Origin of the sequence: Gellertiella hungarica, assembly GCF_014197145.1 — a bacterium.
Lineage (GTDB): Bacteria > Pseudomonadota > Alphaproteobacteria > Rhizobiales > Rhizobiaceae > Gellertiella > Gellertiella hungarica.
The window spans coordinates 329,959-350,156 of the sequence record NZ_JACIEZ010000001.1; the positions used below are offsets into that span (position 1 = coordinate 329,959).

The following is a 20,198-nucleotide window of genomic DNA, read 5'->3' on the forward strand; positions in this document are numbered from 1 at the left end:
GGGAAACCCGCTTCCAAACAGAAAAAGGGGCCTTGCGGCCCCTTCCATGTCGCGAAATCGCGCCCCGCTCAGGCGGAGAGCTTTGCCATGACCTCGTCGGAAACCTCGAAGTTGGTGTAGACGTTCTGGACGTCGTCGTCGTCTTCGAGCGTGTCAATGAGCTTCATCAGCGACTGGGCCTTTTCCTCGTCCACCGGAACGGTGTTCTGCGGCTTCCAGATCGCCTTGACCGTTTCGGCTTCGCCAAGGGTTGCCTCGAGTGCCTTGGAAACCTCGCCGATATCCTCGAAACCGCAGATGATGGTGTGGCCGTCCTCGTCGGAGGTCACGTCCTCGGCACCGGCTTCGATCGCGGCTTCCATGACCTTGTCGGCATCGCCGACGGCGGCCTTGTAGGTGATTTCGCCGACGCGGTCGAAGGAGAAGGAGACCGAGCCCGTTTCACCCAGTGCGCCGCCTGCCTTGGAGAAGGTCGAGCGGACGGAGGAGGCGGTGCGGTTGCGGTTGTCGGTGAGCGCTTCGACGATGACGGCGACGCCGCCCGGGCCATAGCCCTCGTAACGCACTTCCTCGTAGTTCTCCGCATCGCCGCCGGCGGCCTTCTTGATGGCGCGCTCGATGTTGTCCTTCGGCATGGACTGGGCCTTGGCGTTCTGGATGGCCAGACGCAGGCGCGGGTTCATGGCCGGGTCGGGCAGACCGGTCTTGGCCGCAACGGTGATTTCGCGGGCGAGCTTGGAAAACATCTTCGAGCGGACCGCGTCCTGACGGCCCTTGCGATGCATGATATTCTTAAACTGTGAATGGCCAGCCATGGCACCCCTGTTCACGTCTTTATGGTGGGAATGGCGGCTTTATAGGCAGGAAGACCCGTTTCGTCCAGCCACGGCCGTCAAATTACGGTCATCAAACCCAGAAGGACGGCAGGGTTTCCTGAAGCCGCGGACCGATGCGCAGCGGAGCGATCTTTTCGGCGAGCCCCGTCGCGTCGGAGATCTCCACGCCCACGCCGCAGAGCGTGGCCGGGCCGTGGGCCGCTTCGAAGCGGCCCTTCGGCATCTTCGAGATGAAACGGTTCAGCGGCTCTTCCTTCTCCATTCCGAGCGAGGAATCGTAATCGCCGCACATGCCGGCATCGGACATGTAGGCCGTGCCGCCATTGAGGATCTGGTGGTCGGCGGTCGGCACATGGGTGTGGGTTCCGACGACGAAGCTCGCGCGGCCGTCGACGAAATGCCCGAAGCACTGCTTCTCGCTCGTGGCCTCGGCGTGGAAATCGAAGACGATCGCATCGGCCTGTTCCTTCAGCGGGCAGGCATCGAGGATCGTCTCCGCCGCCTTGAAGGGGTCGTCCAGCTCCGGATGCATGAAGACCCGGCCCATGATGTTGGCGACGAGCACGCGGGCACCGTTGCGGGCGTAGTAGAGACCGGAGCCCCGGCCCGGCGTGCCCTGGGGATAGTTGGCCGGGCGCAGGAACTGGTCGTGCCGCTGGCAGAAGGTGACCGCTTCCTTCTGGTCCCAGACGTGGTTGCCCGTGGTCACCACGTCGGCACCGGCATTGATGGTTTCGAGGAAGATGTCTTCGGTGATGCCGAAGCCCCCGGCCGCATTCTCCCCGTTGACGATGACGAAATCGAGCTTCAGGTCCGAGATCAGCCCGGGAAGGCGCTCCCAGACGGCTGTCCGCCCGGTCTTGCCCACCATGTCACCCAGGAACAACAGCCGCATCCGCTCACCCTTCACTCAATCGAAACGACGATAGCCGCTTTCGGTGATGATGGCAGACAGGCCCACATCATGCGGCTCTGCGGGCACTGATGCCACTTCCTGGCAGTCGAAGGCAATGCCGATAAGGCGGGGATTCATGCCTTTTTTCCTCAGACGGTCGATAGCGCGGTCGTAATGGCCGGCCCCGTAGCCGATCCGGTTGCCGGCGGCATCGAACACGGAAAGCGGCATCAGCAGCAGCTCGGGATCGAGCACTGCGGCATCCGGCCCCGGGCCGCGGGTACCGAAACCGGTATCCACCAGCTCGACGCCCTTCTTCAGTTCGCGGAAGGCGATGGTCTCGCGGTCGAGCACCACGGGCAGGCAAAGGCGCGCGCCCCTCTGGCCGAGATGATCGAGAAGAGGGCGGATGTCCGCCTCGGAGCGGATCGGCAGGAAGCCGGAGATGATGGTGCCGGGCTCAAAGGAGAGGGCCTCGCCGAAGGCGGATATGGCGATCGATTTCTCCAGCCGTGCCTCGGGCTCGATGGCATCGCGCAGTGCCAGCCGCTCCTTGCGAAGCGCCGCCTTCTGTTCCTTCAGTGTCTGCATGTCCGTTCCTCTGCCTGCTGCGGTTGCTGTTTCGAAAGTGGCGGAGCAACCAGCGGTCCGCAAGGGGCATTTCCGACATCCTGTTGACCGGAAGAGAAGCCGCCACCACCTCTGCGAGCAGAAAATAACCCAGCAATATCAAGAGGCCAGTTTCGAGTGTCCCTGTTAATTCCGCCGCAAGCATAGGGCTAAATTAAGGGCTCTTTGTATGTTCATGTAATAATTTTAAACATCAAGAATGAGCTATGTGTGCAATGACCGAAAACGGGCGGTGGCACCTTTTGGGGCAGGAGGCGCCTTGTTCCGGGGCAATGGAGTGCGAGTTTCATGACCACGGTACTTTACAACAGCCATGCCAGGCTGGCCCAGGCGGCTCTTCGGGCGTCAGACCGGTTGCTGGTCGAACGTCAGGAGCGGCTTTCTACCGGGCTCAAGGTGGCCACGGCGAAGGACAACGCCGCTTACTGGTCGGTCGGTGCGGCGATCTACAGCGATATGGCGGCTCAGAAGGCCATTCGCGACGGGATGAGTCTCAGCCTGGGGGTCGTGGACACGGCCATGAATGCGGCAGCGCCGATCCTGAAGGGCGTCGAAAGGTTGAAGGCCATCTTCACAATGGGGCGCCAGGCCACGCCTGAGGAGGCTCTGGTCTATGACCGGGAGATCCGACAGATCGCTGCCGGCATGGAGGCAACGATTAAGGCTGCCTCATTTGGGGGAGTCAATCTGCTCTATCACGTCTCCGGTACCTCCTACACAAGGACCTTCAATGCCGGCCTCAGCCGCAGCAGCGATGGCACGATCGTCATGAACCGCATGTCGCTCGACTTGAACAAGACGACCATGATCGATGAGGAGAAGACGGGCGGCGTTCTTTCGATGACCTATTACGACCAGTACAATTTCACGACCGGCCGGCGCATCTTCTCCGGTTACGGTGGCAATTCGTGGCTTCTGGCCTTCTACAACAGCTCCAACGGCGCCATGTTCAATACCGGCGGACGGAAGGCCAATCTCGATATCATCGAACAGATCGGCAGTGCGGTGCGGGAGGGGTTCGCAACGCTCGGTGCCTTCCAGAAACGGCTGGAAACCCAGCGCGATCTGCTCGAACGCCTGACGCTGACCCATACGCGGGGGCTGTCGCGCCTCATTGATGCCGACATGAACCAGGAAAGCGCTCTCCTTCGAGCGGAGCAGACCCGCCGGCAGCTCGCGGTCCAGTCGCTGAGCATTGCAAACAGCACGCCCTCCCGCCTGCTCGGCCAGCTCTTCCGCTAGAGAGAATCGGGCGGCAGCAGTTTCAGCCGCCCGAGCGCCGCGACTGCGGCAAAAAGTGCTGCGACATGCATGGACTGCTCCATGCCGCCACTGACCGCCAGCGAGAGCGCCTCTTCGAGCGGCACCAGCTCGACGCTCAGTTCCTCTCCCGGTTCCAGCTGCGGCTCGGCCAGGCGTCGCGCGCCCGTCATCAGCGCAATCTGGATGCGGTTTGTCTGCAGCGCGGGATTGGCGGCCATGCTGCCGACATGGACGAGCTCGCCGCCACCGTAGCCGGTTTCCTCCATCAGCTCGCGGGCTGCCGCCTCGGCAGGCGAGGGGTCGTGCGGATCGACGCAGCCTCCCGGCAGCTCGGGCGCGATGCTCGCCGTGCCGTGCCGGTACTGGCGCACCATCACCAGCCTGTCGTCCTCGGTCAGGGCGATGCAGACGGCCCAGTCCGGATAGGAAATGACATAATAAGGGTCGAGCACCGCGCCGCGTCCGGTCGTCACCCTTTCGCTGCGCAGGTGGATCCAGCGGTCCGAGATGACGATGTCGCTGCGGTCGACGGTCCAGGGCTTGCTCATGGGTACCTCAAGATTGCATGGCGGCAGAAGCGCCGCCCCTTGTCGCCTCCGGAACTGGCCCGGAGATGGAGAGCGCCTACATTGGCTCTTGCGGGGGCGCGGATAGAGGAAGGCACGATCATGAATGACGTTCCAACCATGGACCGGTACGCCATCATGGCCTGGCGGAAGGCCGAGCGCGAACGGCTGATTGCGGCCCGGCTTGCCCTGCCGGCAGAGGCGAGAGGCGCGGCATCGGCAAGGATAGCGGCCCTCCTCGAGGAGGCAATCGGTCTCCGCCCAGGGCTGAAGGCAAGCTTCTACTGGCCCTTCCGCGGCGAACCGGACCTGCGTCCGCTGATCGCCCGTCTCGTCGAGGCGGGCGGCACGGCCCTGCTTCCCGTGGTGATCGCGAAAGGGCAGCCGCTGGTCTTCCGGCCATGGGCACCCGGCGCCCCCCTCGTGAAGGGCGTCTGGAATATACCCGTACCCGACACCGAAGAGACGGCCATTCCCGATGTGACGATTGCGCCGCTGGTGGGGTTCGACGGGGCCAATTACCGGCTTGGCTATGGCGGCGGCTTTTTCGACCGCACGCTGGCGACGCTTTCGCCGCGCCCGCGGGTGATCGGGATCGGCTACGGCCTTCAGCGCATCCCGACCATCCACCCGCTGCCGCACGACATTCCCATGGACGAGATCGTCGTCGTCTGAACGCGAAAAGGCCCGCCGGAGCGGGCCTTTCGGAATGAGAGTGCGATCCACGGCAACCGATGGAGGTTACGATCCTGGGTGCCTACAAAAGTAGGTGGGCACCGTGTGTCCAGGCCCACGGGCCTGGTCAGGGACAGCTCCCTTAGGATCGAGTATGGCCCCAGGGATTGTGGTTCCTGTCGGGAAGCGCAGACCGCAAAATCAATATAGGCGCGATCCCGCTTTCGCGCCAGTAGCCATGCAAAGAATTATCGCGGGGGGAGGGGCTCAGTTCGGTTCGGGAAGGGGGCGGTTCGAGACCTTGGCGGCGATGGCAAGGATCTTCTGGCTCATTTCCTCCAGGGCCGCCGCCGTGACCTCTTCCGCGCGCTGGGCGCCGGCGACAACCGCGTCGCGGTTGCGGCGCAGGTTTTCCATGTCGCCCTCGAGCGCCTTCAGCCTGCGGGAGGCTTCGGAGAGCTCGTCCATGACCATGATGCCGGCCATGACCGTGATGCGCAGGTCGCCGATTTCGCCGAACTGGGCCTTGAGATGGCCGACATAGCGGTCAAACTTCGCGGCGAGCTCGGTGAGGTGCCCTTCCTGGCCCTCCTCGCAGGCCATGCGATAGGCCTTGCCGTCGATCATTACGGTTACTTGCGCCATCGCCTTCGGACTTCCCTCACACTAAAGACATTGCCGGCGGATCAGCGATCCAGAACGGCGCGGATCGTTTCCATGGCGGTGACCAGGCGCCGCGACACCTCGCGATTGACCTCTTCGAGGCGGTTTGCCCGGAATTCGGACTGGTCTAGTTCCTGGGCAAGGCGCGACCGGTCCGCATGGACCCGGCGGACCTCGCCCTCGATCTCGCTGTGGTCCTTCTCGCGCTCGAAACGCGCGTCCACCGCGCTTTCGAGGCTGCCAATGGCCGCCCTGAGGCTGGCGAGCGCCGCATCAACCGATTTGCCTGCCGACATCAAACATTGTTCCAGGTGTTGACCCAAGGGCGACACGCCGCCGGGCTCGAATCGTCCCGCCATCGCGCACCTACTATCCGTCGCACGATATTCTTGCCATTTACCAGCCGTCAACCAAGCCGCCCGCCGCGGCCGGTTTCCACCGGCGTTGATCACAGGAAATCGAGCCTGACTTGTGCGGAGCCTGCCGGATGCGGTTTGCGGCGGGCTTCGCCGAAAGCCACGAAAAGCCGTGAAAAACCGCCTGATTTGTTGACAGAGGCGGCTGACCTGCTATGGATCAGCCGCCTTTTGACGGTCATTCCCGGCGGGAAAAACCGTTCCCTTTGACCCGGAACCTCTTGGAACAGTCATGATCTCTCGCGAACAACATAACCGGATGGCGAATGCGATCCGATTCCTGTCCATGGATGCTGTCGAGAAGGCCAATTCCGGCCATCCGGGCCTCCCCATGGGTGCGGCTGACATCGCAACCGTTCTCTTTACCCGCTCGATGAAGTTCGACCCGAAGAACCCGCTCTGGCCGGATCGCGATCGTTTCGTGCTCTCCGCGGGCCACGGCTCCATGCTGCTCTACTCTGTGCTGCATCTCGCCGGCTACGAGGACATGACCATCGACGAGATCAAGAACTTCCGTCAGATGGGCGCAAAGACCGCCGGTCACCCGGAATATGGCCATGCCACCGGCATCGAGACCACCACCGGCCCGCTCGGCCAGGGCATCGCCAATGCCGTCGGCATGGCAATTGCCGAGAAGAAGCTTTCGCAGGAATTCGGCTCCGATCTGCAGAACCACTTCACCTTCGTTCTCGCCGGCGACGGCTGCCTCATGGAAGGCATCAGCCAGGAAGCGATCTCGCTTGCCGGCCACCTGAAGCTCAACAAGCTGATCGTCATCTGGGACGACAACAACATCTCCATCGACGGTCCGATCTCGATTGCCGACTCCACCGACCAGCACATGCGCTTCCGCGCCTCCGGCTGGAACACGGTTGCCATCGACGGCCATGATCCGGATGCGATCTTCGAAGCCATCGAAAACGCCAAGAAATCCGACAAGCCGACCCTCATCGCGGCCAAGACCGTGATCGGCTTCGGTGCGCCGAACAAGGCGGGCACCCACAAGGTGCACGGTTCGCCGCTCGGCGCGGAAGAAATCGCCGCAACCCGCGTGGCGCTCGGCTGGGATGCGGAAGCCTTCTCGGTTCCCGAAGACGTGACCGCCGCCTGGCGCGAGGCCGGTGCCCGTGGCGCCGCCGTTCGCGCCGACTGGGAAACGCGCCTTGCCGCCTCCGACAAGAAGGCCGAGTTCGAACGCCGCTTTGCCGGTACGCTGCCCGGCACGCTTGCCGGCGCGATTGCCGACTACAAGAAGAAGCTCGCCGAGGCGAAGCCGACCGTCGCCACCCGCAAGGCCTCCGAGGATGCGCTCGAGGTGATCAACGGCGTGCTGCCCGAGACCATCGGCGGATCCGCCGACCTCACCGGCTCCAACAACACCAAGACCAGCCAGACCAAGTCGATCACGCCGACCGATTTCTCCGGCCGCTACCTGCATTACGGCATCCGCGAGCACGGCATGGCGGCTGCCATGAACGGGATTGCGCTCCACGGTGGCCTCATTCCCTATTCCGGCGGCTTCCTGATCTTCTCGGATTACTGCCGTCCCTCGATCCGCCTCGCCGCGCTCATGGGCATCCGCGTCATCCACGTGCTGACGCATGACTCCATCGGCCTTGGCGAAGACGGCCCGACCCATCAGCCGGTCGAGCACATGGCGGCGCTGCGCGCCATCCCGAACCTCCTGATGTTCCGCCCGGCCGATGCGACCGAAACCGCGGAATGCTGGCAGATCGCTCTGGAAAACCAGCATCGGCCGTCCGGCCTGGCGCTGACCCGCCAGAACCTGATGGCAATCCGCACCAGCTATTCCGAGCGCAATCTCTGCGCGCTCGGCGCCTATGAGGTCGCAAGCGCCGACAACGCGCCTGTCACCATCTTCGCCTCCGGCTCGGAAGTGGAAATCGCCATCAAGGCGAAGGATCTGCTCGCCGCCAAGAACATTGCCGCCCGCGTGGTATCGGTGCCCTGCTTCGAGCTCTTTGCCGAGCAGGACGAGGCCTACCGCAAGTCGGTGATCGGCAATTCGCCGGTCAAGATCGCGGTGGAAGCCGCCATCCGCCAGGGCTGGGATACCTTCATCGGCTCCGACGGCACCTTTGTCGGCATGAGCTCCTTCGGCGCCTCCGGGCCGTACAAGGAGCTCTACAGCCACTTCGGCATTACGCCGGACCACGTCGCGGAAGCCGCGATCGCCAAGCTTGCATAACGGAGCGCGCGGGGCCAAAAGCCCCGCGCGTTTTGCCATCGACCCAAGACGAAGCTTTGATTAAGCGGGAGAGTGTGAACATGACTGTTAAAGTAGGCATCAACGGATTTGGCCGTATCGGCCGCAACGTGCTGCGCGCCATCATCGAATCCGGCCGCACCGACATCGAAGTCGTTGCCATCAACGACCTGGGCCCGGTCGAGACCAACGCTCACCTCATCCGCTACGACTCGGTCCACGGCAAGTTCCCGGGCACCGTCACCGTCTCCGGCGACACGATCGATGTCGGCCGCGGCCCGATCAAGGTCACCGCGATCCGCGATCCGAAGGAACTCCCCTGGCAGGGCGTCGACATCGCCATGGAGTGCACCGGCCTCTTCACGACGAAGGAGAAGGCATCGGCCCACCTCTCCAACGGCTCCAAGCGCGTTCTCGTTTCCGCGCCCTGCGACAATGCCGACAAGACGATCGTCTTCGGCGTCAACCACGGCACGCTGACGAAGGACGACCTGGTCGTCTCGAACGCCTCCTGCACCACCAACTGCCTGGCGCCGGTCGCCTATGTCCTGCACAAGGCCTTCGGCATCGAGAAGGGCTACATGACGACGGTTCACTCCTACACGGGTGACCAGCCGACCCTCGACACAATGCACAAGGACCTCTACCGCGCCCGCGCAGCCGCGCTGTCGATGATCCCGACCTCCACCGGTGCCGCCAAGGCCGTCGGCCTCGTGCTGCCGGAACTGAAGGGCAAGCTCGACGGCTCGGCCATCCGCGTTCCGACCCCGAACGTCTCGGTCGTCGACCTGAAGTTCATCCCGTCGAAGAGCGTCACCGCCGAAGAAGTCAACGCCGCCGTGAAGGCTGCCGCCGAAGGCGAGCTGAAGGGCATCCTCGGTTTCGTGGAATCGCCGCTCGTTTCCGTCGATTTCAACCACGATAGCCATTCCTCGAGCTTCGCCGCCGACCAGACCAAGGTACTCGAGGGCAACCTCGTGCGCATCCTGTCCTGGTATGACAACGAGTGGGGCTTCTCCAACCGCATGTCGGACACCGCAGTTGCCATGAGCAAGCTCATCTGACCGCAAGGCTGAAAAGCACTGGAAATACGGATTGGCGGGGTCGCAAGATCCCGCCAATTTTATTTATTTCCTTTAATAATTCTTCACTGAGAAAGTAGATCTCCGCTCGCTACAGTGTTCCCGGGCCTCTTCCTAAAAACAAATTAACCTCTACACATTAGATATTCCAAACATAATAAAACATAAAAACAGGGAATATTTAGATGTATACGTTGTCCGTTCCAAGCGGCGCATATAATGCGCTCCGCATACTCGCAGGTATTGACCGGGAAAAAAACGAAAACATCAATCGGCTGTCGACGGGCCTCAGAATACGCGAGGCCTCGAACAATCCGTCCATGTGGTCCGTGGCAACAGCGGCCCGCAGCCAGGTCAACCTCACCAGCACCGTGGCCGAATCCATGAACACGACGATCGGCGCGGTGACCGTCGCCAGCCAGGCCACGGAACGGCTCCTTCCGTTGCTGAACCGTTTCCGGGATCTTCTCGTGGCGGGCCGGGACGAGACCACCGGTCGCCGCGCGATGCAGACCGAGATGGACGATCTGAAACAGCAGATGCTCAGCATCGTCAGGAGCGCAAGCTTCAACGGCGTCAACCTGCTCTTCCACCGGACCGGCCAGAGCTACAATCTGACGACATCGACAGGTGTCAGCAGCAGCGGCGAGGGCAGCGTGCCCATTACGGAGACCATCGACACCACGGGGCTGACGCTGGTGGACGAGGTGGCGACCAACGGGGTCATGTCGCGGCCATACAATTATGGCGCCGGCACCTGGCGGCGCCTGTTCGATGAGTATGGCGGCAACGCCTTTCGCATCGGGCTTTTCCAGAACGCCACCACCCCGGCCACCGGCTTCTCCTATGAGGCCTCGCTGGGCCTCACGAACCGGATCATCACGGACGTGAATACGGTTGCTGCTCGGCTGGGGGCGATGAAGGCCCGTTTCGAGGGGCAGCAGTCCTTCCTCAAGCAGCTGTCCGACATCCAGACCACGGCCATCGGCCGCATGGTCGATGCCAACATGCTGGAGGAGCAGACCCGCTCCAAGGCCATCGAGGCACGCGAGAAGCTGGCTTACGAGGGCCTCGCCATCGCCAACAACCGGCACAAGCTGGTTCTGCAGCTGTTTTCGCCAACGCCGTCCAGCTGACGCCAGCCATCAGACCAAAGGCACAGGCGCAAGCGCCGCTTCCGCTTCCAAAAAGCGGCAGGGTAGGCTTGCGCCGCGCCGCTTCCGGTGTATGGTCCCGCCCGTTCCCATTCTTTCAAAGGAGCGGATGCTTCCCATGGCGGCTTTCAAGACTCTCGACGATCTTTCGGATCTATCTGGCAAGCGCGTGCTCGTGCGCGTGGACCTCAACGTACCGGTCAGCGATGGCAAGGTGACGGATTCCACCCGTATAGAACGCGTGGCGCCCACCATCCTCGAACTGGCGGACAAGGGCGCAAAGGTGATCCTGCTCGCCCATTTCGGCCGTCCGAAGGGCGGTCCGGATGCGTCGATGTCGCTCGGCCTCATCGTTCCGGCGGTTGAGGCCGTGCTCGACCGGTCCGTGGCCTTCGCGTCCGATTGCGTCGGTGCTGCGGCTTCCGAAGCCATAGCGCGCATGAATGCCGGTGACATCCTGCTGCTCGAGAACACCCGCTTCCACAAGGGAGAGGAAAAGAACGAGCCGGGCTTCGTCGCCGAACTCGCCGCCAATGGCGACCTCTACGTCAACGATGCCTTCTCTGCGGCGCACCGCGCCCATGCCTCCACCGAGGGTCTCGCCCACCATCTGCCCGCCTATGCCGGCCGCACCATGCAGGCCGAGCTGGAGGCGCTGGAAAAGGGTCTCGGCAAGCCGGTCCGCCCGGTTGTCGCCATCGTCGGCGGGGCGAAGGTCTCGACGAAGATCGATCTGCTGTCCAACCTGGTCAAGAAGGTGGATGCGCTGGTGATCGGCGGCGGCATGGCCAACACCTTCCTGGCCGCCCGCGGCACGGATGTCGGCAAGTCGCTCTGCGAGCACGATCTCGCCGCGACCGCCAAGCAGATCATGATCGATGCGGCGTCCGCCAATTGCGCGATCGTCCTGCCGGTGGATGGCGTCGTCGCCCGCGAATTCAAGGCGGGTGCAGCCAATGAGGTCGTCGACATCAACGCCATTCCGGCCGATGCCATGGTGCTCGACGTCGGACCCAAATCCGTGGCCGCGGTCAATGACTGGATCTCGAAGGCCGCGACGCTCGTCTGGAACGGACCGCTCGGCGCCTTCGAAATCGAGCCTTTCGACAAGGCGACCGTCGCGGCTGCCCGCCATGCGGCGGACTGCACGAAGGCCGGCAAGCTCACCTCCGTCGCCGGCGGCGGCGACACGGTCTCGGCGCTGAACCACGCCGGCGTGGCGGATGATTTCTCCTATGTCTCGACCGCAGGCGGGGCCTTCCTCGAATGGATGGAAGGCAAGGAACTGCCCGGTGTTGCCGTGCTCTACGGCGCCCGGTAAAACTCGTTTCCATGCAAAGGAAAAAGGGGCCGCAAGGCCCCTTTCTCATGTCTGCCGTGGCGGGATCTCAGCTTGCGCGTCGGTAGCCGTCGTGATGGCCGCTTGACCGCGCATGGCCAGCGGTGAGCACGAACTGGCCCAGCTGCTCGTCCATGTCGCTCGCTTCCGCGGCGAGCTGGTGGATCGCGGCCGTGGATTCCTGAACCATGTTGGCGTTCTGCTGGGTCATCTGGTCCAGCTCGGAGACGGCGATGTTGATCGACTTCAGCGTCTCTGCCTCCTCGCGGGTGGACTCGATGATCTCGTGCAGGCGCCCGTTGATGGCCTCCACGTAATCGCCGATGCCGCGCAGCGCGTTGCCGGCCTTTTCCACCAGCGCCACGCCGTTCTCGACTTCGCCTGTGGATTTCTGCAGCAGACCGGAGATTTCCTTCGCGGCCTTCGAGGAGCGCTGGGCAAGCTCGCGCACTTCCTGGGCGACGACGGCGAAGCCCTTGCCGCTTTCGCCGGCGCGGGCTGCCTCTACCCCTGCGTTCAGGGCCAGCAGGTTCGTCTGGAAGGCAATCTCGTCGATCACGTTGATGATCTGGTTGATCTGCCGCGACGACCCTTGGATGGCCTCCATGGCAGAGATGGTTTCCTGCATGATCCGGCCGGACTCATGGGCGCCCTCCTTCGCATCGCGGGCGATCTTTTCCGCCTGCTCGCTTCGGGTGATCTGCATGCGCACGGCTTCCGTGATCGCATTGATGGCGCTTGCGGTCTGGGTGATGGAGGCCGCCTGCCGTTCGGTGCGCACCGCCAGCTGGTCGGCGCTGCCGCTCATGTGGTGCGAGCTTTCGCGAACGGCATTGGAATTGCCGCCGATCGACGACAGCGTGCCGTTGAGCGTCGCGATCGCGCGGTTGAAGTTCTGGCGCAGGCTTTCGAGTTCCGGCGGGAAGGCGTCCTCGATCTGGAAGGCGAGGTTGCCGCCCGCAAGCTGGCTGAGACCGGTGTCGAGCTGCTCCACGACCCGTTGCAGGGTGCGGGCTTCGGCTTCCTTTTCGGCCATGCGCTGCAGGCGCTCCTTCTCGGTCAGGCTGCGGTTGGCTTCGGTTTCGGCCTCCAGCGCCCGCTGGTCCAGCAGCGACTGGCGGAACCGTGCGAGCGCACGGGCCATCGTGCCGATCTCGTCCTTGCGCTCCCCGTAGCCGATTTCCGTTTCCAGGTCGCCTTCGGACACAGAGCGCGTCAGGCCGGCGAGCTTGGCGAGCGGTGCAAAGAGGCGGTTGGCGAAGAAGGCCGTCGCCACGCAGAGCACCGCGAGCACGCCGAGCCCCATCAGCAGAAGGCTTCGGGCGATTTCGAGCGATCCTGCCTGCAGCTCTTCCGTCGCCACGGTTTCCCCCATCAGGAAGGTGCGGCCTTCGAAATCGAGCGGGCGGAAATAGCCTGCCGCCTGCGCACCGCCGATGCTGACGACGTGTTCCGTGACCTTGTCGAGGCCGGCGGCATTGGCGGCTGCCACGGCCTGTTCGTAGGGGGCGGCATCCATGAGCGCAAGCCTGCCCCCGGCAACGCCGATGGCCTGGCCCGCGTCGTTGATGATGAAGGCGGCTTCGCTGCTGCCCTGACGAAGGCCCTTGGTGAGCGTGGAGACGAGCGTTTCCTCGCGGACCTCCAGGATGATGACGCCCTTCACCGAGCCGAGCTTCACGATCGGCACCGCATAGTAGATCGCGGAGTGCTGGGTGGACGGGTCGATGGCGATCCCGGAGAAGGCAGGCTTTGCACCCTCGTCCGTGGCTGCGGCCGCATTTTCCATGGCGCGGGCAAAGGTCTTGCCGAGCGGGCTCTCTGCCCAGACGGCGCCCTTCAGATCCTGTGCGAAGGAGGGGCCCTTCTTGTAGGAGTAGATCACGTTGCCGTTGCCGTCCGCGATCATCAGATCGAGGAAGTCGGTCCCGTCGAGAATGGCGGCGACATCGTTCTGGGTCTTCTCGTGGGCGGTGTAGTAATAGATGCTCGCGCCTTCCGGCTTCACCAGTTTCTCGCGCTCGCCTTCCGGATAGGGATTGTCCGTCACGAAGGTCTTCACCAGCGTATCGGCGGCCTTCTTGCCGCCGGTTTCAAGCGTCTTCCAGCCGCTGCGCAGGGAGACGATGGCGCTCTGCATGGCCTCGATCTTGGCTACCGAAACCGCCTGGCTTTCCATCTGCGCGAGGGCGGAATGCACCATGTCGCCGCGGAACGTCAGGATGCTGTTCATCGAGTTCAGCGTCTGCCGCTCGAAGATCCTGTTGCTGCTGACATAGGCCATGAAATTCAGGGCGCCGACCGAAAGGATGGTCAGCGCAATAAAAATGGCGATCACCTTGAAGGACAAGGAATGAAACTTCGAAAGCATGTCGATACCCGCGTTTCTACTCATTCGGACCGGCGGCATCCGTCCAGCCACGCGTTCGATTGACAGGCAGACCCGACGGCGCGGAGGGGCCGGCAACGCTCATGTTGCTCCCAGCGGGCAAAGATGGCTCATGTTGTGACTGCTGTCTTAATTGCGAGTAAAGAATAATTATTATTCGAACCGTGTTTTTGTTTTGTTCACTTTTCTCTGGCCCTTCTGCTTTCAAAGACCCTATGGTGAACCATGCAGGAAGCGATTCGTATCATTGGAATTGACCCGGGACTGCGCCGCACGGGCTGGGGCGTGATCGAGAGCCTCGGCAATTCCCTCAAGTTCGTTGCCTCGGGAACGGTGACGTCCGACGGGGATGCCGATCTGGCATCCCGCCTCTGCCAGTTGCATGACGGGCTGGCCGAGGTTGTGCATGTCTACCGGCCGGACGAGGCTGCCGTGGAGCAGACTTTCGTCAACAAGGATGCGGTGGCCACGCTGAAGCTTGGCCAGGCGCGCGGCGTCGCCATGCTGGTGCCCGCCCGCGCCGGCCTTCCGGTGTCGGAATATGCGCCGAACGCCGTCAAGAAGGCGGTCATCGGCGTCGGCCATGGCGAGAAGCAGCAGATCCACATGATGCTGAAGATCCTGATGCCGAAGGCGACATTCACGGGCAATGACGCCGCCGATGCGCTGGCGATCGCCATCTGCCATGCGCATCAGCGGGGCGGGCAGAAGCTCCGGCAGGTCATGGCCATGAAGGCGTAAGGGGGAAGACGCGTGATCGGGAAGCTCAAGGGAACCATCGACGAGATCGGCGACGACCACGTGCTCGTCGACGTGCACGGCGTCTGCTATGTGGCGCATTGTTCTGCGCGCACACTCTCGCGCATCGGCTCGCCCGGCGAGGCGGTGGTGCTGTTCATCGAGACCTATGTGCGGGAGGACCAGCTGAAGCTGTTCGGCTTCATGAGCGCGCTGGAGCGCGAATGGTTCAATCTCCTGCAGAGTGTCCAGGGTGTCGGCGCGAAGGTGGCCCTCTCCGTGCTCTCGACGCTGACACCATCCGAACTCGCCAATGCCATCGCATTGCAGGACAAGACCTCCGTCTCCCGCGCTCCGGGCGTCGGGCCAAAGGTGGCAGTCCGCATCGTCACCGAACTGAAGAACAAGGCGCCCGCCTTTGCCGGCGATGCCGGGCAGAACATCGGCCTCAAGCAGGAACTCGGCGAGGGCGTTGCCTCCGCCCCGGTCTCCGACGCGGTCTCGGCGCTGACCAATCTCGGCTACAGCCGCGACCAGGCCGCCAATGCCATTGCGGCGGCGCTCAAGAATGGCGGCGAGGGCGCCGACAGCGCCAAGCTGATCCGTCTCGGCCTGAAGGAACTGTCCCGTGGCTGATTCCTTGTTTCTGCCGACATTCCTTACTACTCTGGAAAAGTAAGGAGAGGCGAGATGGATATATCGGTGGGAACCCTTACATCCAAGGGACAGACGACGGTACCGGCGGAGGTGCGGGAGTTTCTCGGACTGAAGCCCGGGGACAAGATTCGCTATATCCGGCGGGGCGATGAAATCGTCATCAAGGCAAAGAACCGGCGGGCCGCCGAATTTGCCGGAATATTGCAGGATGCGGCGAGGCCTCCCCTTTCGACCGAAGAACTCGAAGATGCAATCGGCCAATCGGTTGCGGCACATGTCGTGGACGAGCCATGATCGGCCTCGACACCAATGTCCTGCTGCGGCTTTATCTTGCTGACGACGACAGCCAGTGGGACAGTGCACGCCGCCTTGTGGAAACGTTGAGCGAGGCCCGTCCTGGCTATGTCAATGTGATTACCCTGATCGAGCTTATCTGGACGTTGCGGAAACGCTATGCGATCTCGCGCGAACGGGTTCTCGATCTCGTCTCCGGTCTCCTGGAGTCGCGCGATATCGTGCTTGAGGATGAAGCGCTGGTGGAAATCGCCGTAGATCGTGCCGCCGGGCTCTCCGGTGAGCTGCCGGATCTCCTGATTGCGCTTCGCAACGGCGAGGCGGGATGCCGCGTGACTATGACCTTCGACCGGAAAGCCGCACAGCACTTTCCCGGAATGGAACTTCTGACGTGACCGAACAGAACAGACTGCTCTCTCCCGAAAAGCGTGGCGAGGACCTGGATACGGCGCTTCGCCCGCAGACGCTGGACGATTTCACCGGCCAGGCGGAGGCGCGCGCCAACCTGAAGATCTTCATCGAGGCGGCGAAGAATCGCGGCGAGGCGCTGGACCACGTGCTGTTCGTCGGCCCGCCCGGCCTCGGCAAGACGACGCTCGCGCAGATCATGGCGAAGGAGCTCGGGGTGAATTTTCGCTCCACCTCCGGTCCCGTGATTGCCAAGGCGGGGGATCTCGCGGCGCTGCTCACCAATCTCGAAGAGCGGGACGTGCTGTTCATCGACGAAATCCACCGTCTCAATCCCGCCGTCGAGGAAATCCTCTATCCGGCCATGGAGGATTTCCAGCTCGACCTGATCATCGGGGAGGGGCCGGCGGCGCGGTCGGTAAAGATCGATCTCTCCAAGTTCACGCTGGTGGCGGCAACCACCCGCCTCGGGCTTCTGACAACCCCGCTCCGCGACCGCTTCGGCATCCCCGTCCGGCTGAACTTCTATACGGTCGAGGAGCTGGAACTGATCGTGCGGCGCGGCGCGCGGCTGATGGGGCTGCCGATGACGGACGAGGGCGCACGCGAGATCGCACGGCGCGCCCGCGGCACGCCGCGCATCGCCGGCCGGCTCCTCCGCCGGGTGCGCGATTTTGCCGAGGTGGCGCGCGCCGAGGCGGTGACGCGGGAAATCGCCGACGAGGCCCTGACCCGCCTGCTCGTCGACAATATCGGCCTCGACCAGCTGGACAAGCGCTACCTCACCATGATCGCGGTGAATTTCGGGGGTGGTCCCGTGGGTATCGAGACGATTGCGGCCGGCCTTTCCGAGCCGCGGGACGCGATCGAGGACATCATCGAGCCCTACATGATCCAGCAGGGCCTTATCCAGCGCACCCCGCGTGGCCGCGTGCTGACGGCCAATGCGTGGAAGCATCTCGGTCTTACACCGCCCAAGGATCTGGAGGCCGCGCAGTTTCGCCTGTTCCAGGACGACGGGGAATGATAACCCGGCGCGGGGTCCTTAAACTTTTGGCCGGTGGCTGGTTCGCCGGTCTTGCCCTTCTGGGCTATGCCACCGGCGCGGAGGCCATGGGCCGTCCGCGTGCGACCCGCATTCGGCTGGCGCCGAAGCGGTGGGCGCCGGGGCTGAGGCTCCGGGTCGCCGTGCTCAGCGACATCCATGCCTGCGACCCCTGGATGGGGCCGGATCGCATCCGCGCCATCTGCGCGGAGGCCAATGCGCTTCAGGCCGATCTGATCCTTCTGCTGGGCGATTATGCCACCAGCATGAAGCTCGTCACCGGCTATCCTCCGTTTGCGGAAACCGCGGCCGCCCTGTCGACCCTCCGGGCGCGGCTTGGCGTGCACGCCATCCTCGGCAACCATGACTACTGGGCGGACCCTGACTTTCAGGAGGAGAGAAGCGAAACCTCCGTGATGGGCGAGGCGCTGACCGAGGCCGGCATTCCCGTCTATGTGAACCGTGCCGTGCGGATCGACAATGACGGCCAGCCCTTCTGGCTGGCCGGGCTGGGAGACCAGATGGCCTACAGGCCGAGCCGCCGGTTCAACCGCAGGGGCTTCGTCGGGATTGACGATCTCGAGACGACGCTTTCCGGCATCGCCGACGATGCGCCCGTGATCCTCATGGCGCATGAGCCCTATGTCTTCCCGGCCGTTCCGGAGCGCGTTGCCCTGACCCTGTCGGGGCACACCCATGGCGGGCAGATCAACTTCTTCGGCTGGGCCCCCTTTGTCGACAACCCCGCCGACCTCGCCCATCTCTACGGGCATTACCGGGGAGAACATGGCGATCTCGTCGTGTCGCGCGGCATCGGCTGCTCCGCCATTCCGATGCGGATCGGCGCCTGGCCGGAAATCGTCCTGCTGGAGCTTGGAGAAGCATGACCGAACGCACCATGATCCGGATCGACGCCCGGCCGAAGCTTTTCAATTTCCGCATAGCGGGCATTGCGTTGCGCGAGGGGCATGTGCTGGTCCACAGGGCCACGCACGAGCTTTTCTGGACATTTCCCGGCGGCCGGGCCGAGATCGGCGAGACGTCCGAGGAGACGCTGCGGCGCGAGATCGTAGAAGAGCTTGGCGTGGAGGCGGAGATCGGCCCGCTGCTCTGGACGGTGGAGAACTTCTTTCATTTTGAGAAGCGCGACTATCACGAGCTCGGCTTCTACTACCGGATGGAGCTGCCGGCGCGGTTCGCCTTTGCAGAACGGGGCATTGTCCACCGGATCGTGGACGGGCCGAACGAGATCGAGTTCATGTGGGTGAGGGCGACGCCGGAGGCACTTGCAGCGCTGCCGTTGCAGCCGGATTTCATCGCTCCCCGGATCGGAGACCTGCCCGAGCGGACCGAGCATCTCGTCTGGCGCGAGACGGTGCCGGAGTGAGGAGCGCTTGCCGGGAAGGCGCGGCTTGGCTAAACAGCCAGCCGTCCCGACACCACCGACAATGATGGCCGACATGCAGACTTTCCTTTCCGGCGAACTGACCGACGCAGGCCACCGGCTCGTGCAGCGGGTCTATTACGAGGACACGGATTTCTCCGGCCTCGTCTATCACGCGCGCTACCTCCATTTCATGGAACGCGGGCGCACCGATTATCTCCGCTGTCTCGGCGTCGAGCAGAGTTCGCTCCTCGCGGCGGACGAGGAGGGGCTTGTCTTCGTCGTCCACCGCATGGAGATCGATTTCAGGGCCTCGGCGCGCATGGACGACATCCTCACCATCCTGACCTCGACCGAAAAGGCGGGCGGCGCCAAGATGGTGCTCAACCAGGAAATCCGCCGGGACGATACGCTGCTCATCAAGGCGAAGGTGATCATCGCGGTGATCAATGCGCGCGGCAGGCCGCGCCGCCTGCCGGAGGCGCTCGCCCTCAGCTTTCTCGGAAAAGCCGCAGACGGCGAACAATCCGGCGAAAACTAACACTCTTTTAACCATAATGGCGTCTTACTCGGTTTAGAAGGAATCGTGCGCCGAGCGCCTTCCTTTAACCAAATTTTGCAGCAAGAAGGCATTTCAGGAAGGGTGGGCTTGACACCACCGAAATGCGCTTCTGGCGGCGAAGGAAGCAGCGACCGGCCCGGCAGCCGCAAGGAAGGCATCCGGTCGGAAGAGCAAGCATATTGCTTTGTTTTAAACCGCCCGGTCCCCAGCGCCGGGCGTTTGGATTCGAGGGTGAAAGATCGATGGAAACGATTGAGTTGGCGGCAGCGCATACGGATGTAAGCCTCTGGGCCCTGTTCATGCAGGCGGGCTTCATCGTGAAGCTGGTCATGATCGGTCTCTTGGGCGCCTCGGTCTGGACCTGGGCAATCGTGATCGACAAGTACATCAATTACGGCCGCGCGCGCCGTCAGTTCGACCAGTTCGAGCAGGTCTTCTGGTCCGGCCAGTCGCTGGAGGAACTCTATCGCAGCCTGTCCGAGCGGCCGACCGGCGGTCTTGCCGCCATGTTCGTCGCGGCGATGCGCGAATGGAAGAAGAGCTTCGAGCGGGGTGCGCGCTCGCCCATCGGCCTGCAGATGCGTATCGACCGGGCCATGGACGTGACGCTGGCGCGCGAGTCGGAACAGCTGGAAGCCCGGCTTTCCTCGCTTGCCACCATCGGCTCCGCAGCGCCCTTCGTCGGCCTCTTCGGCACCGTTGTGGGCATCATGACCTCGTTCCAGGCGATCGCCGGCTCCAAGTCGACCAACCTTGCGGTCGTGGCGCCGGGTATTGCCGAGGCGCTGCTCGCAACCGCCATCGGCCTCGTGGCCGCCATTCCGGCCGTTATTGCCTACAACAAGTTCTCCGGTGATGCCGGCAAGCTGACCGCCCGGATGGAAGGTTTCGCGGACGAATTTTCCGCCATCCTTTCCCGCCAGATCGACGAGAAGCTCCAGCCGCGCGCGGCTGCCCAGTAAGCCAGGAACGGGA

22 protein-coding genes and 1 other RNA gene are annotated in these 20,198 nt (G+C 63.4%); 15 read left to right on the plus strand and 8 right to left on the minus strand.

All coding sequences use genetic code 11. The features are described from left to right. Nucleotides 1-68 precede the first annotated feature (68 nt). The 3 genes from GGR23_RS01505 to GGR23_RS01515 form a co-directional block, all read right to left on the minus strand. Nucleotides 69-815, minus strand: coding sequence for a YebC/PmpR family DNA-binding transcriptional regulator (locus GGR23_RS01505; protein ID WP_183364339.1), 747 nt, complete (start codon nucleotides 813-815; stop codon nucleotides 69-71). A 91-nt stretch (nucleotides 816-906) separates the two neighbouring features. Beyond that, nucleotides 907-1,731: a TIGR00282 family metallophosphoesterase gene (locus tag GGR23_RS01510; RefSeq protein ID WP_183364340.1), complete on the minus strand. Its 825-nt coding sequence runs from the start codon at nucleotides 1,729-1,731 to the stop codon at nucleotides 907-909. Between the two features lie 15 nt (nucleotides 1,732-1,746). Continuing rightward, nucleotides 1,747-2,322: a 5-formyltetrahydrofolate cyclo-ligase gene (locus GGR23_RS01515; RefSeq protein WP_183364341.1), complete on the minus strand. Its 576-nt coding sequence runs from the start codon at nucleotides 2,320-2,322 to the stop codon at nucleotides 1,747-1,749. A gap of 327 nt (nucleotides 2,323-2,649) precedes the next feature. Between GGR23_RS01515 and GGR23_RS01520 the strand changes: the two genes are divergently transcribed. Next, a complete protein-coding gene (locus tag GGR23_RS01520) occupies nucleotides 2,650-3,603 on the plus strand; it encodes a flagellin N-terminal helical domain-containing protein (protein ID WP_183364342.1) in 954 nt (317 codons plus the stop codon). Here GGR23_RS01520 and GGR23_RS01525 read toward each other — a convergent pair. Beyond that, a complete protein-coding gene (locus GGR23_RS01525) occupies nucleotides 3,600-4,172 on the minus strand; it encodes an NUDIX hydrolase (RefSeq protein ID WP_183364343.1) in 573 nt (190 codons plus the stop codon). The genes GGR23_RS01520 and GGR23_RS01525 overlap by 4 nt on opposite strands. 120 nt (nucleotides 4,173-4,292) lie before the next feature. On the opposite strand from GGR23_RS01525, the gene GGR23_RS01530 reads away from it, so the two are divergent. Beyond that, the gene (locus tag GGR23_RS01530; protein WP_183364344.1) at nucleotides 4,293-4,865 is read left to right on the plus strand and encodes a 5-formyltetrahydrofolate cyclo-ligase; all 573 of its coding nucleotides are present in this window, start codon (nucleotides 4,293-4,295) and stop codon (nucleotides 4,863-4,865) included. A gap of 40 nt (nucleotides 4,866-4,905) precedes the next feature. Here the strand turns inward: GGR23_RS01530 and ssrS are convergent. From ssrS to GGR23_RS01545, 3 genes are all read right to left on the minus strand, one after another. After that, nucleotides 4,906-5,063, minus strand: a non-coding RNA gene (gene ssrS / locus GGR23_RS01535) — 6S RNA. Nucleotides 5,064-5,132: 69 nt separating this feature from the next. Then, nucleotides 5,133-5,510 (minus strand): cell division protein ZapA, encoded by a 378-nt coding sequence (locus GGR23_RS01540; RefSeq protein ID WP_183364345.1) that lies wholly within the window; start codon nucleotides 5,508-5,510, stop codon nucleotides 5,133-5,135. 41 nt (nucleotides 5,511-5,551) lie between these two features. Then, entirely contained in the window at nucleotides 5,552-5,824 is a 273-nt protein-coding gene (locus GGR23_RS01545; RefSeq protein ID WP_183364346.1) for a DUF4164 domain-containing protein, read from the minus strand. Nucleotides 5,825-6,176: 352 nt separating this feature from the next. On the opposite strand from GGR23_RS01545, the gene tkt reads away from it, so the two are divergent. From tkt to GGR23_RS01565, 4 genes are all read left to right on the plus strand, one after another. After that, the gene (gene tkt / locus GGR23_RS01550; protein ID WP_183364347.1) at nucleotides 6,177-8,153 is read left to right on the plus strand and encodes a transketolase; all 1,977 of its coding nucleotides are present in this window, start codon (nucleotides 6,177-6,179) and stop codon (nucleotides 8,151-8,153) included. A gap of 80 nt (nucleotides 8,154-8,233) precedes the next feature. Next, the gene (gene gap / locus GGR23_RS01555; protein ID WP_183364348.1) at nucleotides 8,234-9,235 is read left to right on the plus strand and encodes a type I glyceraldehyde-3-phosphate dehydrogenase; all 1,002 of its coding nucleotides are present in this window, start codon (nucleotides 8,234-8,236) and stop codon (nucleotides 9,233-9,235) included. Nucleotides 9,236-9,438: 203 nt separating this feature from the next. Continuing rightward, a complete protein-coding gene (locus GGR23_RS01560) occupies nucleotides 9,439-10,389 on the plus strand; it encodes a flagellin N-terminal helical domain-containing protein (RefSeq protein WP_183364349.1) in 951 nt (316 codons plus the stop codon). 136 nt (nucleotides 10,390-10,525) lie between these two features. Then, nucleotides 10,526-11,728, plus strand: coding sequence for a phosphoglycerate kinase (locus GGR23_RS01565; protein WP_183364350.1), 1,203 nt, complete (start codon nucleotides 10,526-10,528; stop codon nucleotides 11,726-11,728). 67 nt (nucleotides 11,729-11,795) lie between these two features. On the opposite strand, the gene GGR23_RS01570 is transcribed toward GGR23_RS01565, so the two are convergent. After that, nucleotides 11,796-14,117, minus strand: coding sequence for a methyl-accepting chemotaxis protein (locus GGR23_RS01570; protein WP_183364351.1), 2,322 nt, complete (start codon nucleotides 14,115-14,117; stop codon nucleotides 11,796-11,798). A gap of 243 nt (nucleotides 14,118-14,360) precedes the next feature. On the opposite strand from GGR23_RS01570, the gene ruvC reads away from it, so the two are divergent. The 9 genes from ruvC to tolQ all read left to right on the plus strand — a co-directional run bounded on the left by ruvC (nucleotide 14,361) and on the right by tolQ (nucleotide 20,185). Next, complete coding sequence (gene ruvC / locus GGR23_RS01575) at nucleotides 14,361-14,876, plus strand: crossover junction endodeoxyribonuclease RuvC (protein ID WP_183364352.1); 516 nt, start codon at nucleotides 14,361-14,363, stop codon at nucleotides 14,874-14,876. A 12-nt stretch (nucleotides 14,877-14,888) separates the two neighbouring features. Then, a complete protein-coding gene (gene ruvA / locus GGR23_RS01580) occupies nucleotides 14,889-15,509 on the plus strand; it encodes a Holliday junction branch migration protein RuvA (protein WP_183364353.1) in 621 nt (206 codons plus the stop codon). Between the two features lie 54 nt (nucleotides 15,510-15,563). Next, nucleotides 15,564-15,824: an AbrB/MazE/SpoVT family DNA-binding domain-containing protein gene (locus GGR23_RS01585; protein ID WP_183364354.1), complete on the plus strand. Its 261-nt coding sequence runs from the start codon at nucleotides 15,564-15,566 to the stop codon at nucleotides 15,822-15,824. After that, entirely contained in the window at nucleotides 15,821-16,219 is a 399-nt protein-coding gene (locus GGR23_RS01590; protein ID WP_183364355.1) for a type II toxin-antitoxin system VapC family toxin, read from the plus strand. Before GGR23_RS01585 ends, GGR23_RS01590 begins: the two co-directional genes overlap by 4 nt. Next, nucleotides 16,216-17,259: a Holliday junction branch migration DNA helicase RuvB gene (gene ruvB, locus GGR23_RS01595; protein WP_183364356.1), complete on the plus strand. Its 1,044-nt coding sequence runs from the start codon at nucleotides 16,216-16,218 to the stop codon at nucleotides 17,257-17,259. Before GGR23_RS01590 ends, ruvB begins: the two co-directional genes overlap by 4 nt. Then, nucleotides 17,256-18,164: a metallophosphoesterase gene (locus GGR23_RS01600; protein WP_183364357.1), complete on the plus strand. Its 909-nt coding sequence runs from the start codon at nucleotides 17,256-17,258 to the stop codon at nucleotides 18,162-18,164. Before ruvB ends, GGR23_RS01600 begins: the two co-directional genes overlap by 4 nt. Next, entirely contained in the window at nucleotides 18,161-18,664 is a 504-nt protein-coding gene (locus GGR23_RS01605) for an NUDIX hydrolase (protein WP_183364358.1), read from the plus strand. Before GGR23_RS01600 ends, GGR23_RS01605 begins: the two co-directional genes overlap by 4 nt. Nucleotides 18,665-18,737: 73 nt before the next feature. After that, nucleotides 18,738-19,202, plus strand: a complete 465-nt coding sequence (ybgC, locus tag GGR23_RS01610) for a tol-pal system-associated acyl-CoA thioesterase (RefSeq protein WP_382340602.1) — start codon at nucleotides 18,738-18,740, stop codon at nucleotides 19,200-19,202. A gap of 263 nt (nucleotides 19,203-19,465) precedes the next feature. Then, a complete protein-coding gene (tolQ, locus tag GGR23_RS01615) occupies nucleotides 19,466-20,185 on the plus strand; it encodes a protein TolQ (RefSeq protein ID WP_183364359.1) in 720 nt (239 codons plus the stop codon). Nucleotides 20,186-20,198 lie beyond the last annotated feature (13 nt).